Here is a 12,856-nt window from a genome sequence, read left to right on the forward strand (position 1 = left end):
CCTTCTTGCCTGTACAGAAACCGCGGCGCCCGATGGCGCCGCAGTCTGCGACAGGGAGATCGTTGTTCGTGGAATAGAAGCGGCGGCCGGGCAGACCCCGGCCACGCCGCGTAGCGTTTATTCCGCCTCGGCGAGCGTCTTGGCCTGGGCGACCCAGGCGTCGGCACGGCTCGGCAGACCGACTTCTTCGCCGATCTTGTGCGCGGTGTCGTGGTCGAGCTCGGCGAGCTGCCAGTAGTGGAAGATGCCGAGGTCGTTGAGCTTCTTCTCGATCGCACCGGACACGCCGGTGAGCTTCTTGAGGTTGTCGGCAGTGCCGCGCGGACCAGCCAGGCCCTGGAAGCCGGACGGCGCAGCCGCCGGGAGGTCTTCCTGCATCGGCGCAGTCGACGCACCGATATCGATTCCGGACTCGCCCTGAGCGCGCGAGATGCCGTCGATCGCGGCGCGCGCCACGAGGTCGCAATACAGCGAGATTGCGCGGCCGGCGTCGTCATTGCCCGGCACCACATAGGTGATGCCCTTCGGGTCCGAATTGGTGTCGACGATCGCGGCGACCGGGATGTTGAGCCGCTGGGCTTCCTGGATCGCGATGTCTTCCTTGTTGGTGTCGATCACGAAGATCATGTCGGGAAGACCGCCCATGTCCTTGATGCCGCCGAGCGAACGGTCGAGCTTGTCGCGCTCGCGCTGCAATGTCAGCCGCTCCTTCTTGGTGTAGGAGTTGGCTTCACCCGACGACAGCACGTCGTCGAGATGACGCAGGCGCTTGATCGAGGCCGAGATCGTCTTCCAGTTGGTCAGCGTGCCGCCGAGCCAGCGCGAGTTGACGAAGTACTGCGCCGAACGCTTGGCAGCATCGGCAACGCCGTCCTGGGCCGACCGCTTGGTGCCGACGAACAGGATGCGGCCGCCCTTGGCGACGGTATCGCTGACCGCCTGCAAGGCACGGTGCAGCATCGGCACGGTCTGCGCGAGGTCGATGATGTGGATGTTGTTGCGGGCGCCGAAGATGTAATCCTGCATCTTCGGGTTCCAGCGGTGGGCCTGGTGGCCAAAGTGAACGCCAGCTTCAAGCAACTGACGCATAGAAAAATCGGGCAGCGACATAGGTCTAATTCTCCGGTTGGTTCCTCCGGAAACGTGTGAGCAGACGAGCCTGAATGGCCCGGCTGCCACCGGACGGCCTTTGAGAGCCATGTTTCCGTGTGAGATGGCGCGCTATATAGCGCGATTTGCGCCAGAAGCAAGGAAATACGGCCGGTTACACCGGCCGGACAGGCCCAAATGGTGCCGAAACGGCCCTGTTTGGCGTCCCAAGGCCTATCGCGGGTGCGCGCGGCCAAAATATCGAAAAACAACCCCATGCAAAGGGAGCCGGCGGCGACGAGCAGCTTGACCCGTCGGGCAAATCACCGCCACATTTCCAATATTCCGAAATTACAACCCACTCCTCGCGGGCGCAGCGAAACATCGCCCCTTTAGAAGCCGAATGCGATCGCCCTGCCCCTACAGCGTCTGCACGTCGACCACGCCCGCGACCGCCTTGATCGCCCCGGCGATCTGCGGCGAAACCTTGTAGCGGCCGGGCAGCTTCATCTCCACCTCGGTTTCGAGGTCCAGCATCATCACCAGCGAGACGTCGCCGTCGGCTGCACCTGCCGGCGGCGCAGCTGCCGGCGCGGGCTTGACCGCCGGCGGCTTTGCAGCGCCACCCGGCGCGGGTGCGGCGTCCGGCATGTTGAGCCGGCGGGCGATCGAATCCAGCGGCTTGGTGTCGCGCACAAAGATGCGCAGACCCTTTTGCGTCTTGGCCGCGGCGTGATCCAGCGGCTCGGCGTGCAGCACCCTCGCCCGCACGTCCTCACCCTGCAGCTCGGCGCCGAGCTGCAGCAGCACGGCCGCCCCCGGCTCGAGCACGTCGCGGTATTGCGCGAGGCCCTCCGAGAACAGCACCGCCTCGAAATGGCCGGTCGGGTCCGACAGGCCCATGATGCCCATCTTGTTGCCGGTCTTGGTGCGCCGCTCCATGCGCGACACCACCGTTGCCGCGACCTTGCCTGCCGTCGCGCCGGTCTTCACCGCGCGCGAGAATTCCGCCCAGGACTGCACCCGCAGCCGCTTCAGCGCGGTGGCGTAATCGTCGAGCGGATGGCCCGACAGGAAGAAGCCGATCGCATCATATTCACGCCGCAAGCGGTCCGCCGGCAGCCAGGGCTCGACCTGCGGCAGGATGATGCTGGGCGCGTCCGGCGCGCTGCCGAACATGTCGTTCTGGCCCGAGGTCGCTGCCTCATGGCTGCGCTGGCAGGCGGCGAGGATCGCATCCGCGCCGGCGAACACGCGCGCCCGGTTCGGGTCGAGCGTGTCGAATGCGCCGGCCGCCGCAAGGCTCTCGATGATCCGCTTGTTGACCGCGCGCGGGCTGACCCGCGCGGCGAAATCGGCCAGCGAAGTGAAGACGCCGCCCTTGTCGCGCTCGGCGATGATCTGCTCCACGGCCTGGATGCCGACGCCCTTCAGCGCGGCGAGCGCGTAATAGATCGTGTTGCCGCTGACCTCGAAGGTCGGGCCGGAGCGATTGATGTTGGGCGCCTCGACCTTGATGCCGAGCCGCTGCGCCTCGGAACGGAATTCGGACAGCTTGTCGGTGTTGTTGAGTTCGAGCGTCATCGACGCCGCGAGGAACTCGACCGGATAATGCGCCTTCATGTAGGCGGTGTGGTACGACACCAGCGCATAGGCCGCCGCGTGGCTCTTGTTGAAGCCGTAGTCGGCGAATTTGGCGAGCAGCTCGAAGATCGTCTCGGCCTGGCCCTTGCCCACGCCGTTCTTCATCGCGCCGGCGACGAAGATGTCGCGCTGCTTGTCCATCTCGGCGCGGATCTTCTTGCCCATCGCGCGACGCAGCAGGTCGGCCTGGCCGAGCGAATAGCCCGCCATCTGCTGCGCGATCTGCATCACCTGTTCCTGATAGATGATGACGCCGAAGGTCTCCTTCAGGATCGGCTCCAGGATCGGATGCAGATATTCCGATTCCTCATCGCCGTGCTTGCGCGCGCAATAGGTCGGGATGTTCGCCATCGGGCCCGGGCGATACAACGCCACCAGCGCGATGATGTCCTCGAAGCGGTCCGGCCGCATATCGATCAGCGCCCGCCGCATGCCCTGGCTTTCCACCTGGAACACGCCGACCACATCGCCCCGCGCCAGCATCTGGTAGCTCGGCGCATCGTCGATCGGCAGCGTCGCGAGATCGACATGGACGTCGCGCTGCTTCAGCAGCTTGACCGCGACGTCGAGCACCGTCAGCGTTTTCAGGCCGAGGAAGTCGAATTTCACGAGGCCGGCCGGCTCGACCCATTTCATGTTGAACTGGGTGACCGGCATGTCGGATTTCGGATCGCGGTACATCGGCACCAGCTCGCTCAGCGGCCGGTCACCGATCACGATACCTGCGGCGTGGGTCGAGGCGTGGCGGGTCAGGCCCTCGAGACGCTGCGCGATGTCGAACGCACGCGCCACCACCGGATCCTCGTCGCGGAACGCCTGCAGCTTGGGCTCGCCCTCGATCGCCTGCGCCAGCGTCACCGGAGCCGCGGGATTCTGCGGCACCAGCTTGGTCAGCTTGTCGACCTGCCCGTACGGCATCTGCAGCACGCGCCCGACGTCGCGCAGCACGCCGCGCGCCTGCAGCGTACCGAAGGTGATGATCTGCGCCACCTGGTCGCGGCCGTAGCGCTCCTGCACGTACTGGATCACCTCGCCGCGGCGGTCCTGGCAGAAGTCGATGTCGAAGTCCGGCATCGAGACGCGTTCCGGATTGAGGAAGCGCTCGAACAGCAGCGCAAACCGCATCGGATCGAGGTCGGTGATGGTGAGCACCCAGGCGACCAGCGAACCCGCGCCGGAGCCGCGGCCCGGTCCGACCGGAATGCCCTGCGCCTTCGCCCATTTGATGAAGTCCGACACGATCAGGAAGTAGCCCGCGTATTTCATGCGGGTGATGACGTCGAGCTCGAAGGCCAGCCGCTTGCTGTAGTCCTCTTCGGTCATGCCCGGCGAGAGACCATGCACCCGGAGACGATTCGCGAGCCCCTCCTCGGCCTGGCGCTTCAGCTCGGCGGCCTCGTCGGCGGCAGCATCGGAACTCTGCGCGGCACCGACGGTGAAGAACGGCAGGATCGGCTTGCGGGTCTTCGGCCGGAACGAGCAGCGCTCGGCGATCTCCACCGTCGAGGCCAGCGCCTCCGGAATGTCGGCGAACAGCACCGCCATTTCCGCGCGGGTCTTGAAGCGGTGATCCGGGGTCAGCTGCTCGCGGTTGGTCTCGGCGATCAGATGGCCGCCGGCGATGCACAGCAGCGCGTCATGCGATTCGTAGTCGTCACTGCTGGCGAAATACGGCTCGTTGGTCGCAACCAGCGGCAGGCCCTTGCTGTAGGCAAGATCGATCAGGCCGCCCTCGGTGCGGCGCTCCTTGTCGATGCCGTGGCGCTGCAATTCGATGTAGAGCCGATCGCCGAACAGGCCGGCCAGACGTTCGCAGCGGGTGGCGGCCAGCGCCGCCTGCTCGGCACGCAGCGCGAGCGCAATCGGCCCGTCGGGGCCGCCGGTCAGTGCGATCAGATCGTCGGCGGCGTCGGTGAGCCAGTCGAGCTTGATGTGTGGCGTCTGGTTGACCGGCGTCTCCAGGAACGCCCGCGAGTTCAGCCGCATCAGGTTCTGGTACCCGCGCTCGCGTGCCGCCAGCAGCACGATTCGGGCAGGTCCGGTCGTCGCCAGGATGCTCCGCGTATTCGGGTCGACGTCGCCGAAATCCACCGCAACCTCGCAGCCGACGATCGGCTGGATGCCGTAGCCGGCCATCTTGTCGGAGAATTCCAGCGCCCCGAACATGTTGTCGGTATCGGTGAGCGCGAGCGCCGGCTGGCGGTCGGCCTTGGCGAGTTCGCCGAGCTTGGCGATCTTGATCGAGCCCTTCAGCAGCGAATAGGCGGAATGAACGTGAAGATGAACGAATCCGGCATTCGGCATGGCTGCTTACGGGATCTCTTGAAGTCAGGGATGGAGCGAGCGCCAAGGCCGGAACTCGGAAGCGTCAGACCCGACTCGCATCCCCATCGTGGGGCCTTGCCCCTGCCAAGTCCACGCCGAACGCGACGTGGCGGCAGGTCCTCCCGCTTTTCCCCAGGGGGCATGGGAGAGGTCACCAGGGACAAGCTATGCCCCTGTCCCCGCGCGCACATTTTCAGAACTGGGTGATCAGCTGAGCCCAAACCGCGATCATCCCGACGAACAGCGTGATCGATGCCAGCGCCGCAGCTTCCTGCACGAAAATCTTCAACATGGCCGCTCTCCCTGAACTGGAACGTATGAAGAACATTGTTCCTTTTTTGTTCTTGGAGTCAAGCAACGGCCAGCGGGCCGCCTTGGAAACTGAGGTCGATAGTTAATGGCGCGACCGGCGAGGTGTCGGGCCAGCTGGGCGCTCATCCGCCTCCAGCAGCGCAGAGCTTCCGCTGTTCACCCGCAACATTTCCCGGCCTGCATCGGCGGGCACGGGACGCTTCCGTATGAGCAGTAGACGCAGCAATCGCCCGCTTTCGGCTTCAGCCGGGTGCCACATCCCTTGCAGTCGTAGAAGAACTGGCAGGCGTCGATCGGCATGGTCTCGGCAGACACATGGCCGCAGGATGGGCAGGTCAGTTCGGAGATCAGGCGCGGTTCCGTCATGGCTCGAATATGTGACGTCGACGGCTGGTCGAAAACCCCCACCCTCAAAACGAACCGCGCGCCGCGCCGGCGGTCAATCCGTCAAGCCAACAAAAAACCCCGGGCCGAAGCCCGGGGTTTTCGATGCCGCTTGAATTAAGCGAGCGATCAGTAACGCGCGATGATCGGACCACCGAACTTGTAGTTCAGACGGCCGAGGACCATGTCGGTGTCGCCACCGGTGTGGAAGCCGGTCACGGCAACGCCGGCCGGGGTCACGAAGGTCGCGCCATGCGTGTCTTCGAAGATGTGGTTGTACTCGACGCCGAGCGACCAGCCCTGGGCGAAGGCGAATTCGAGGCCAACACCAACCGTCGGGCTCCAACGGGTGTCGTAGCCGGTCTGGGACGCCAGCACGCCGCCGGGAGCCAGGAACTGGTAGTTGCGATCGGTGACCGCAGCACCGCCCTTGGCGTAGAGCAGGACGTTGTTCCAGGCGTAGCCGATCTGGCCGGTGAACAGGCCGAACGCATCGGTCTTCGAACGGACAACGCCGCCCGCGACGAAATTGTTCGAAGCGCTGCCGGTCAGGTCAGCCCAGTTGCCCTGAGCTTCGAGACCGAACACCCAACCACCGGTCTGCCAGCGGTAGCCGACCTGACCACCGACGGTGCCGCCGTTGGCATCGTAGCTGCCGGCCTGGCCGAAGCCATCGACCGAACGGTTGTCGTGGCTCTGGGCCCAACCACCGTTGATACCGATGTAGAAGCCGGTCCAATCATAAACAGTCGCGACGATCGGCGGCGGAGCCTTGGTGTAAGGGCGAGCCGCGAGGTCAGCCGCGGAGGCAGCCGTCGCGCTGAGCGCAATCATGCTGGCGGTGACAAGCAAAATCTTTTTCATTTTCCCGTTCCAACTTTTTCTACAGGCCCCCAAGGCCGCGAGACACCGTCATAGCAGCCCTCGTCGGAATTGCTGTAACTTCGCTGCAACAGGCAGGCCCAAACGACTTCGCTCAAATTTGAAGTTAATACTGTATTACAGGCACTTCTTGGAACTTTTGCCACATAGCTGCCGCATAATTTTCACAATTCAAATCCGCGTCCAGAAGCCGCGCGCAAGATCGTGTTGACCGGAACCGGCTTGTCCGATTTGGATCGTCGCCGAGATCGAAATCTTCGCGAGTCATAAGGAATGCACATGCGGACGATGATTCTTGCTGCGGCGTCGGTGGTCGCATTCGCAACGCTGGGTCCTGCACCGGCGCATGCCGTCGGCGTGCGCTACCCGTTCTGCATTCAGGGCGACCGCTATCCCGGTCTGAGCAACTGCTCCTATCCGTCCTATCAGGCATGCCTCGCCACCGCATCGGGCATCGGGCAGACCTGCATCGCCAACCCCTATTATGCCGGCGACAACGACCCGCGTTCGTATCTTCATACGCCCGCGCGGGAGCGCGGTGACAGCTTCTTCGACCTGTTCATCCACTGACCGCCGATCCGGCAGAAACGGGCGCGGGAATGTGAGTTGATGCACACCCGCACAGCCGCCTATTCACGCGCATGCTCAGCATGAGCGTCGCAGGCGCCTGGTCGACGGGAGATCCTGATGCGCGGCCTGATTCTGGCCCTGTTGGCTCTGGGTACTGCGGCGGTCGCACCAGCGAGCGCGCAGAAATACGACTCGACCTCGCCGGTCTGCAAAACCAACTACCGTTGGGGCGGAGAAGATACCGACTGCGGCTACACGTCGCTGGCGCAGTGCCAGGCCACGGCGTCCGGCCTGCCCGCAATCTGCATCAACAACCCCTATTATGCCGGGCCGCCGGTCGACCGTCTGCCGAGGGCGTATAATAGACGGTCCCGACCGGCCCATTGAGGGAGACAGCCTTTCCGTTCCAGTTGAAGCTGAGCGGAAAAACGGCTTAGAGTCTTGGCGTTAGCGCGCGTTCTTCACGCAAGCCGGCAGCCGCTTCGCGCGATAACGCACTATTCGAGCTCGACGATTTGTCCGTTCGCGAGCGACACCCGGCGATCCATCCGGGCGGCGAGATCGAGATTGTGGGTCGCGATCAGCATGGCGACGCGGGTCGCCTTGACCAGTTGCATCAGCGCGTTGAAGACGTGATCGGCCGTGCCCGGATCGAGATTGCCGGTCGGCTCGTCCGCCAGCAGCACCCGCGGAGCGTTGGCAACCGCGCGCGCGATCGCTACGCGCTGCTGTTCTCCGCCCGAGAGTTCGGCCGGACGATGGGTGACGCGATCGCCGAGCCCGAGATAGGACAGGATCTCGGTCGACCGTTTCACGGTCTCGGAGCGCTTGAGGCCACGAATCATCTGCGGCAGCATGACGTTCTCGAGCGCCGAAAACTCCGGCAGCAGCCGATGCGATTGATAGACGAAGCCGATATCGGAACGGCGAATCTGCGTGCGGTCGACATCGGACATCTGTGAGGTCGGGGTGCCCGCGACATAGACCTCGCCGTCATCGGGGCTCTCCAGCAGACCCGCGATGTGCAGCAAGGTCGACTTGCCCGATCCCGACGGCGCCACCAGTGCCACCGACTGACCTGGCCACAGCGCAAGCTTGGCGCCGTTGAGAACCGTCAGCGTCGCTTCGCCCTGCCGGTATTCCCGCTTGATGTCATGAAGATAGACGACCGGTACGTCTTCCGCCCCCTCCGCCATGTGCGCTCCTTACTCGTACCGGAGCGCATCGACCGGATCGAGGCGCGCGGCGCGCCACGACGGGTAGAGCGTCGCCAGGAAAGACAGCGTCAGCGCCATGATCACGACGGCCAGCGTCTCGCCGAAATCGACCTCAGCCGGCAGCTTGGAGAGGAAGTACAGCTCCGGCGAGAACAGCTCGGTGTTGGTGAGCCATGACAGGAACTGCCTGATCGATTCGATGTTCAGGCAGATCAGCATGCCGACCGCAAAGCCGGTCAGCGTTCCAACCACACCGATCGAGGCGCCGGTGATCAGAAAGATTCGCATGATCGAGCCCTGCGAGGCCCCCATCGTGCGCAGGATCGCGATGTCCTGCCCCTTGTCCTTCACCAGCATGATCAGACCTGAAACGATGTTGAGCGCCGCGACCAGCACGATCATGGTCAGGATCAGGAACATCACGTTGCGTTCGACCTGCAGCGCGTTGAAGAAGGTCGAGTTGCGCTGCCGCCAGTCGACCAGGAAGACCGGCCTGCCGGCGGCCTCCGTCACCAGCTTGCGGTAGGTCTCGATCTTGTCCGGATTGGTGGTGAACACCTCGATCGAGGACACGTCGTTGTTGCGGTTGAAATAGGCCTGCGCCTCGGTCAGCGGCATGAACACGAAAGTCGAGTCGTATTCCGACATGCCGATCTCGAACACCGCGGTGATCTTGTACGGCTTGATGCGCGGCGTGGTGCCCATCGGCGTCACCGCGCCCTTCGGCGAGACCAGCGTGATCATGTCACCGGCATGCAGCGAGAGCTGATCGGCCAGCCTGCGGCCGATCGCGACCCCCTGCCCCTCGTCAAAACCCTCGAGCGAGCCCTGCTTGATGTTCTTGGCGATCGAGGTGAGGTTGTTGAGATCGTCGGCGCGGATGCCACGGATGAAGACGCCGGCGGCGTTGAACGGCGATGATCCGAGCCCCTGCCCGTCGACGACAGGCGCAGCGAGCCGGATGCCCTGGACCTGGCTGATGCGATCGGCGACGTCCTTCCAGTCGGTCAGCGGCGATTCCAGCGGCTGCACCAGAAGATGCCCGTTGAGACCGAGGATCTTGTCGAGCAATTCCTTGCGGAAGCCGTTCATGACCGCCATCACCACGATCAGCGTGGCGACGCCGAGCATGATGCCGAGGAACGAAAAGCCGGCGATGACCGAAATGAACCCTTCCTTGCGGCGCGCGCGCAGATAGCGTCCGGACAGCAGCCATTCGAATGGCGCAAAAGGCGGGGTACGGACTGGCTCGTTCATGGTCTCATCCATCTCTCGATAATCCCATGATTCGGGCCAAATGTGGCCGGATTACCCCGCCGATCGCGCGGCGTGAATAAACTTTAACCCGCGAGCTTCGCGACCACGTCGGCCGGGCTCATATTGTCGCGTGAACCGTCGCTGCGGCGCTTCACCTCGACCTTACCTTCCGCCAGCCCCTTCGGTCCGACCAGAATCTGCCAGGGGATGCCGATCAGATCGGCCGCGGCGAACTTGGCGCCGGCACGCTGATCGGTGTCGTCGTAGAGCACGTCGACGCCCTTCGCCGAGAGCTCACGGTAGAGCTGCTCGCAGGCGCCATCGACCGCGGCATCGCCCTGCTTGAGGTTGAGGATCGCGGCGCGGAACGGCGCGACGGCCTCGGGCCACTTGATGCCGGCATCATCATGGCAAGCCTCGATGATCGCGCCGACCAGCCGCGACACGCCGACGCCGTAGGAGCCGCCATGGATCGGCGTGTCGACACCATCGGGCCCCGCCACCATTGCCTTCATGGTGTCGGAGTATTTGGTGCCGAAGTAGAAGATCTGGCCGACCTCGATACCGCGGGTGTTCAGCCGCTTCGCCTCGGGCACTTCCTGCTCGAAGCGCGCAGCCTCGTGAACGTCCTCGGTCGCGGCATAGACCGAGGTCCATTGCTTGATGATCGGCGTGAGGTCGCCGTCATAATCGACGTCCTCGCCGGGCACCGGCAGGTCCAGCACATCGCGGTTGATGTAGACGCCGGACTCGCCGGTCTCCGCGAGTACGATGAATTCGTGGCTGAGATCGCCGCCGATCGGGCCGGTCTCGGCCCGCATCGGGATCGCCTTCAGGCCCATCCGCGCAAAGGTGCGCAGATAGGCCACGAACATCTTGTTGTAGGAGCGCCGCGCGCCGGCCTCGTCGAGGTCGAACGAATAGGCGTCCTTCATCAGGAATTCGCGGCCGCGCATCACGCCGAAGCGCGGACGCTGCTCGTCGCGGAACTTCCACTGGATGTGGTAGAGGTTGAGCGGCAGGTTCTTATAGGACTTGACGTAGGAGCGGAAGATCTCCGTGATCATTTCCTCGTTGGTCGGTCCGTATAGCAGCTCGCGCTTGTGCCGATCGAGGATGCGCAGCATCTCCGGACCGTAGGCGTCGTAGCGGCCGCTTTCGCGCCAGAGATCGGCGAGTTGCAGCGTCGGCATCAAGAGTTCGAGCGCACCGGCGCGGTCCTGCTCCTCGCGCACGATCTGCTCGATCTTCTTCAGCACCCGGAAGCCGAGCGGCAGCCAGGCATAAATGCCGGCCGCCTCCTGCCGCATCATGCCCGCACGCAGCATCAGCCGATGCGAGACGATCTCCGCCTCTTTCGGATTTTCTTTCAGGATGGGCAGGAAAAACCGCGACAATCGCATGGCGTTACTCGGGAATCAGGAAAGCGTGGGAAGAGCTGCAGTGAAACCGGATCGGGTGTGAAAACACAAGGCCGCTTCAGATCAAAAACCCTTCAAATCAGGCGAATTTCGGCCATTGCAGCGAATTGCGTCCCACCGACCTGTCCAGCGCGCTGATCGAGCGTTTACCTGACCTCGAAATCGTCTTCCAGCGTCACTTTCTTGAAATCGGTCACCAGGGCGTCGATCTGCATGTGCCAGCGGCCCGGGACCGTCAACGGCACCTTGCGCACGTGCCAATAGCCGTCGGGACCGAGCGCGGCAGCGCGTTCCATCGGCTCAACGCCACGCTCGGGCAGGCTCAGCGTCAGCGTCGCCTCCTTGGCCGCAAACGGGCTGGCATCGCCATTCATCAGCTGCAGCACGAAGTCGTTCTGCCCAACCTTGCCCGGCGCGATCAGCACCTGGAACATCGCGGCATCGGTATGGATGTGGACCGCGAGCGGAACATCCTCCGACATCGCCAGCACGCGCGGCGGCGGCGTGAAGCGCCAGAGCGCGACGAGGCCGAGGATGGCGATCATGAGCACGAATTCGAGCGCGATCGAGCGTTGCAGCGGCCGTGTCCGGTGAAACTCGCGCGCGATGGCCGGCGTGAACACCCAACGGTTCAGCGCGGCGAAGCCGAGCAGCAGCGCCACCAGCACGAGTTTCGCAACGAGAATGTTGCCGTATTCGGTGTCGATCAGCGCGCCGAAACTTTCGAGCTGGACGACGGCGAGCGCGAGCCCCGACAAGGCGATCAATCCGACGACCGGCACCGCGATCATCGAAAAGCGCCGCAGCACCCGCAACAGCGGCTCCTTGCGCTGCCAGGCCAGCACCGCGAGCGGTGCCAGCGCCCCCATCCAGAAGGCGAGGCCGACGCCATGGATGAACAGCGCGGTCCGCGTCAGCCATTGCGGCGAGGCGGTGGCGGCGTGGCCGCTGACCGCAAACGACAGCCCGACGCAGATCATGGCGATCGCGGTGCGGGTGAAGGCTGCGCCGAACGATGGACTCCGCCAGGCAAACGCGGCGATCAACATCGCGGCGATCGCGAGCAGCAGGGCCGGAAACAGGCTGGTGCCGGCGGCACTGGCCCACGCCGCCCATGTCAGAAGGCCCGCGAGCGGCAAGTTCAGGAGGTCGACGCCCTGCAAGCCAAGCGAGGCGATTGCGCCGACGAGGCCGATCTTCAGCGACCATATGATCAGCCGTTCGCCGGCCGGGCCCTGCCCGATCCAGGCGGCGAAGAACACGCCGCCGACGCCGGCAAACAGACCCAGATAGAGCCCAAGCCGCGCCAGCCAGATCAGCGCATGGAGCACGCCGTCGCCGGACGGTGCCGCCGAGCCGGTGACGACGCCGATCGAGAACAGCAGCGACCCCGCAACCGGATGACCGTCCTGCGACACCACGCGATAGCTGACCACCTGCGTGCCCTGTGGCAGGCCAGCCGGCAGCATCACCATCAGCGATTGATCGACGGCACGGATCGCGACGTCGCGCGGCTTGCCGGCCGCATCGAGCAGGCTGACCGCGGTCGGTGCCACCGCTTCGTTGAAGCGGAGCACGACCATCTTCGGTGCCTCCGCCACCACGCTGCCGTCCGCCGGTTCGGCGCCGATCAGGACGGCATGCGCCTGGGCCGCGGTCGCAAGGCACAGCGCCAGCACCAGCGCTGACAACAGCGCGGCAAGCCTTTTGACGACAAGACTTTTGACGACAAGACTTGCGACGGGCCGCACGGGT

Annotated in this window: 10 protein-coding genes; 2 read left to right on the forward strand and 8 right to left on the reverse strand. The window is 64.5% G+C overall.

Annotation, left to right across the window (positions count from 1 at the left end; all coding sequences use genetic code 11):
- Window positions 1–117: 117 nt before the first annotated feature.
- The 4 genes from BI327_RS00280 to BI327_RS00295 form a co-directional block, all read right to left on the reverse strand.
- The gene (locus BI327_RS00280; protein ID WP_076857673.1) at window positions 118–1,110 is read right to left on the reverse strand and encodes a 30S ribosomal protein S2; all 993 of its coding nucleotides are present in this window, start codon (window positions 1,108–1,110) and stop codon (window positions 118–120) included.
- A gap of 399 nt (window positions 1,111–1,509) precedes the next feature.
- Complete coding sequence (gene dnaE, locus BI327_RS00285; RefSeq protein ID WP_076857674.1) at window positions 1,510–5,037, reverse strand: DNA polymerase III subunit alpha; 3,528 nt, start codon at window positions 5,035–5,037, stop codon at window positions 1,510–1,512.
- Between the two features lie 489 nt (window positions 5,038–5,526).
- Entirely contained in the window at window positions 5,527–5,736 is a 210-nt protein-coding gene (locus tag BI327_RS43010) for a GDCCVxC domain-containing (seleno)protein (protein WP_076857675.1), read from the reverse strand.
- Window positions 5,737–5,883: 147 nt separating this feature from the next.
- A complete protein-coding gene (locus BI327_RS00295; protein ID WP_076857676.1) occupies window positions 5,884–6,618 on the reverse strand; it encodes an outer membrane protein in 735 nt (244 codons plus the stop codon).
- A gap of 297 nt (window positions 6,619–6,915) precedes the next feature.
- Here BI327_RS00295 and BI327_RS00300 point away from each other — a divergent pair, with 297 nt between their 5' ends.
- Window positions 6,916–7,206 (forward strand): DUF3551 domain-containing protein, encoded by a 291-nt coding sequence (locus BI327_RS00300; protein ID WP_167386834.1) that lies wholly within the window; start codon window positions 6,916–6,918, stop codon window positions 7,204–7,206.
- A gap of 117 nt (window positions 7,207–7,323) precedes the next feature.
- A complete protein-coding gene (locus BI327_RS00305; protein ID WP_076857678.1) occupies window positions 7,324–7,593 on the forward strand; it encodes a DUF3551 domain-containing protein in 270 nt (89 codons plus the stop codon).
- A gap of 110 nt (window positions 7,594–7,703) precedes the next feature.
- Here the strand turns inward: BI327_RS00305 and BI327_RS00310 are convergent, their stop codons facing one another.
- From BI327_RS00310 to BI327_RS00325, 4 genes are all read right to left on the reverse strand, one after another.
- A complete protein-coding gene (locus tag BI327_RS00310; RefSeq protein WP_076857679.1) occupies window positions 7,704–8,402 on the reverse strand; it encodes an ABC transporter ATP-binding protein in 699 nt (232 codons plus the stop codon).
- 9 nt (window positions 8,403–8,411) lie between these two features.
- Window positions 8,412–9,692 (reverse strand): lipoprotein-releasing ABC transporter permease subunit, encoded by a 1,281-nt coding sequence (locus tag BI327_RS00315; protein ID WP_076857680.1) that lies wholly within the window; start codon window positions 9,690–9,692, stop codon window positions 8,412–8,414.
- A 71-nt stretch (window positions 9,693–9,763) separates the two neighbouring features.
- Complete coding sequence (gene proS / locus BI327_RS00320) at window positions 9,764–11,083, reverse strand: proline--tRNA ligase (protein WP_076857681.1); 1,320 nt, start codon at window positions 11,081–11,083, stop codon at window positions 9,764–9,766.
- A 164-nt stretch (window positions 11,084–11,247) separates the two neighbouring features.
- On the reverse strand, window positions 11,248–12,852 hold the full coding sequence (locus BI327_RS00325; RefSeq protein ID WP_076857682.1) for a copper resistance CopC/CopD family protein: 1,605 nt from the start codon (window positions 12,850–12,852) through the stop codon (window positions 11,248–11,250).
- Between the last annotated feature and the right edge of the window lie 4 nt (window positions 12,853–12,856).

This window comes from Bradyrhizobium mercantei (assembly GCF_001982635.1).
Classification (GTDB): Bacteria; Pseudomonadota; Alphaproteobacteria; order Rhizobiales; family Xanthobacteraceae; genus Bradyrhizobium; species Bradyrhizobium mercantei.

Excerpts from the sequence above, each read along its gene's own strand:
- BI327_RS00300 (WP_167386834.1), top strand. The coding sequence starts at position 6,916 with ATGCGGACGATGATTCTTGCTGCGGCGTCGGTGGTCGCATTCGCAACG.
- BI327_RS00315 (WP_076857680.1), bottom strand. The coding sequence starts at position 9,692 with ATGGATGAGACCATGAACGAGCCAGTCCGTACCCCGCCTTTTGCGCCA.
- proS (WP_076857681.1), bottom strand. The coding sequence starts at position 11,083 with ATGCGATTGTCGCGGTTTTTCCTGCCCATCCTGAAAGAAAATCCGAAA.
- BI327_RS00280 (WP_076857673.1), bottom strand. The coding sequence starts at position 1,110 with ATGTCGCTGCCCGATTTTTCTATGCGTCAGTTGCTTGAAGCTGGCGTT.
- BI327_RS00310 (WP_076857679.1), bottom strand. The coding sequence starts at position 8,402 with ATGGCGGAGGGGGCGGAAGACGTACCGGTCGTCTATCTTCATGACATC.
- dnaE (WP_076857674.1), bottom strand. The coding sequence starts at position 5,037 with ATGCCGAATGCCGGATTCGTTCATCTTCACGTTCATTCCGCCTATTCG.
- BI327_RS00305 (WP_076857678.1), top strand. The coding sequence starts at position 7,324 with ATGCGCGGCCTGATTCTGGCCCTGTTGGCTCTGGGTACTGCGGCGGTC.
- BI327_RS00295 (WP_076857676.1), bottom strand. The coding sequence starts at position 6,618 with ATGAAAAAGATTTTGCTTGTCACCGCCAGCATGATTGCGCTCAGCGCG.
- BI327_RS43010 (WP_076857675.1), bottom strand. The coding sequence starts at position 5,736 with ATGACGGAACCGCGCCTGATCTCCGAACTGACCTGCCCATCCTGCGGC.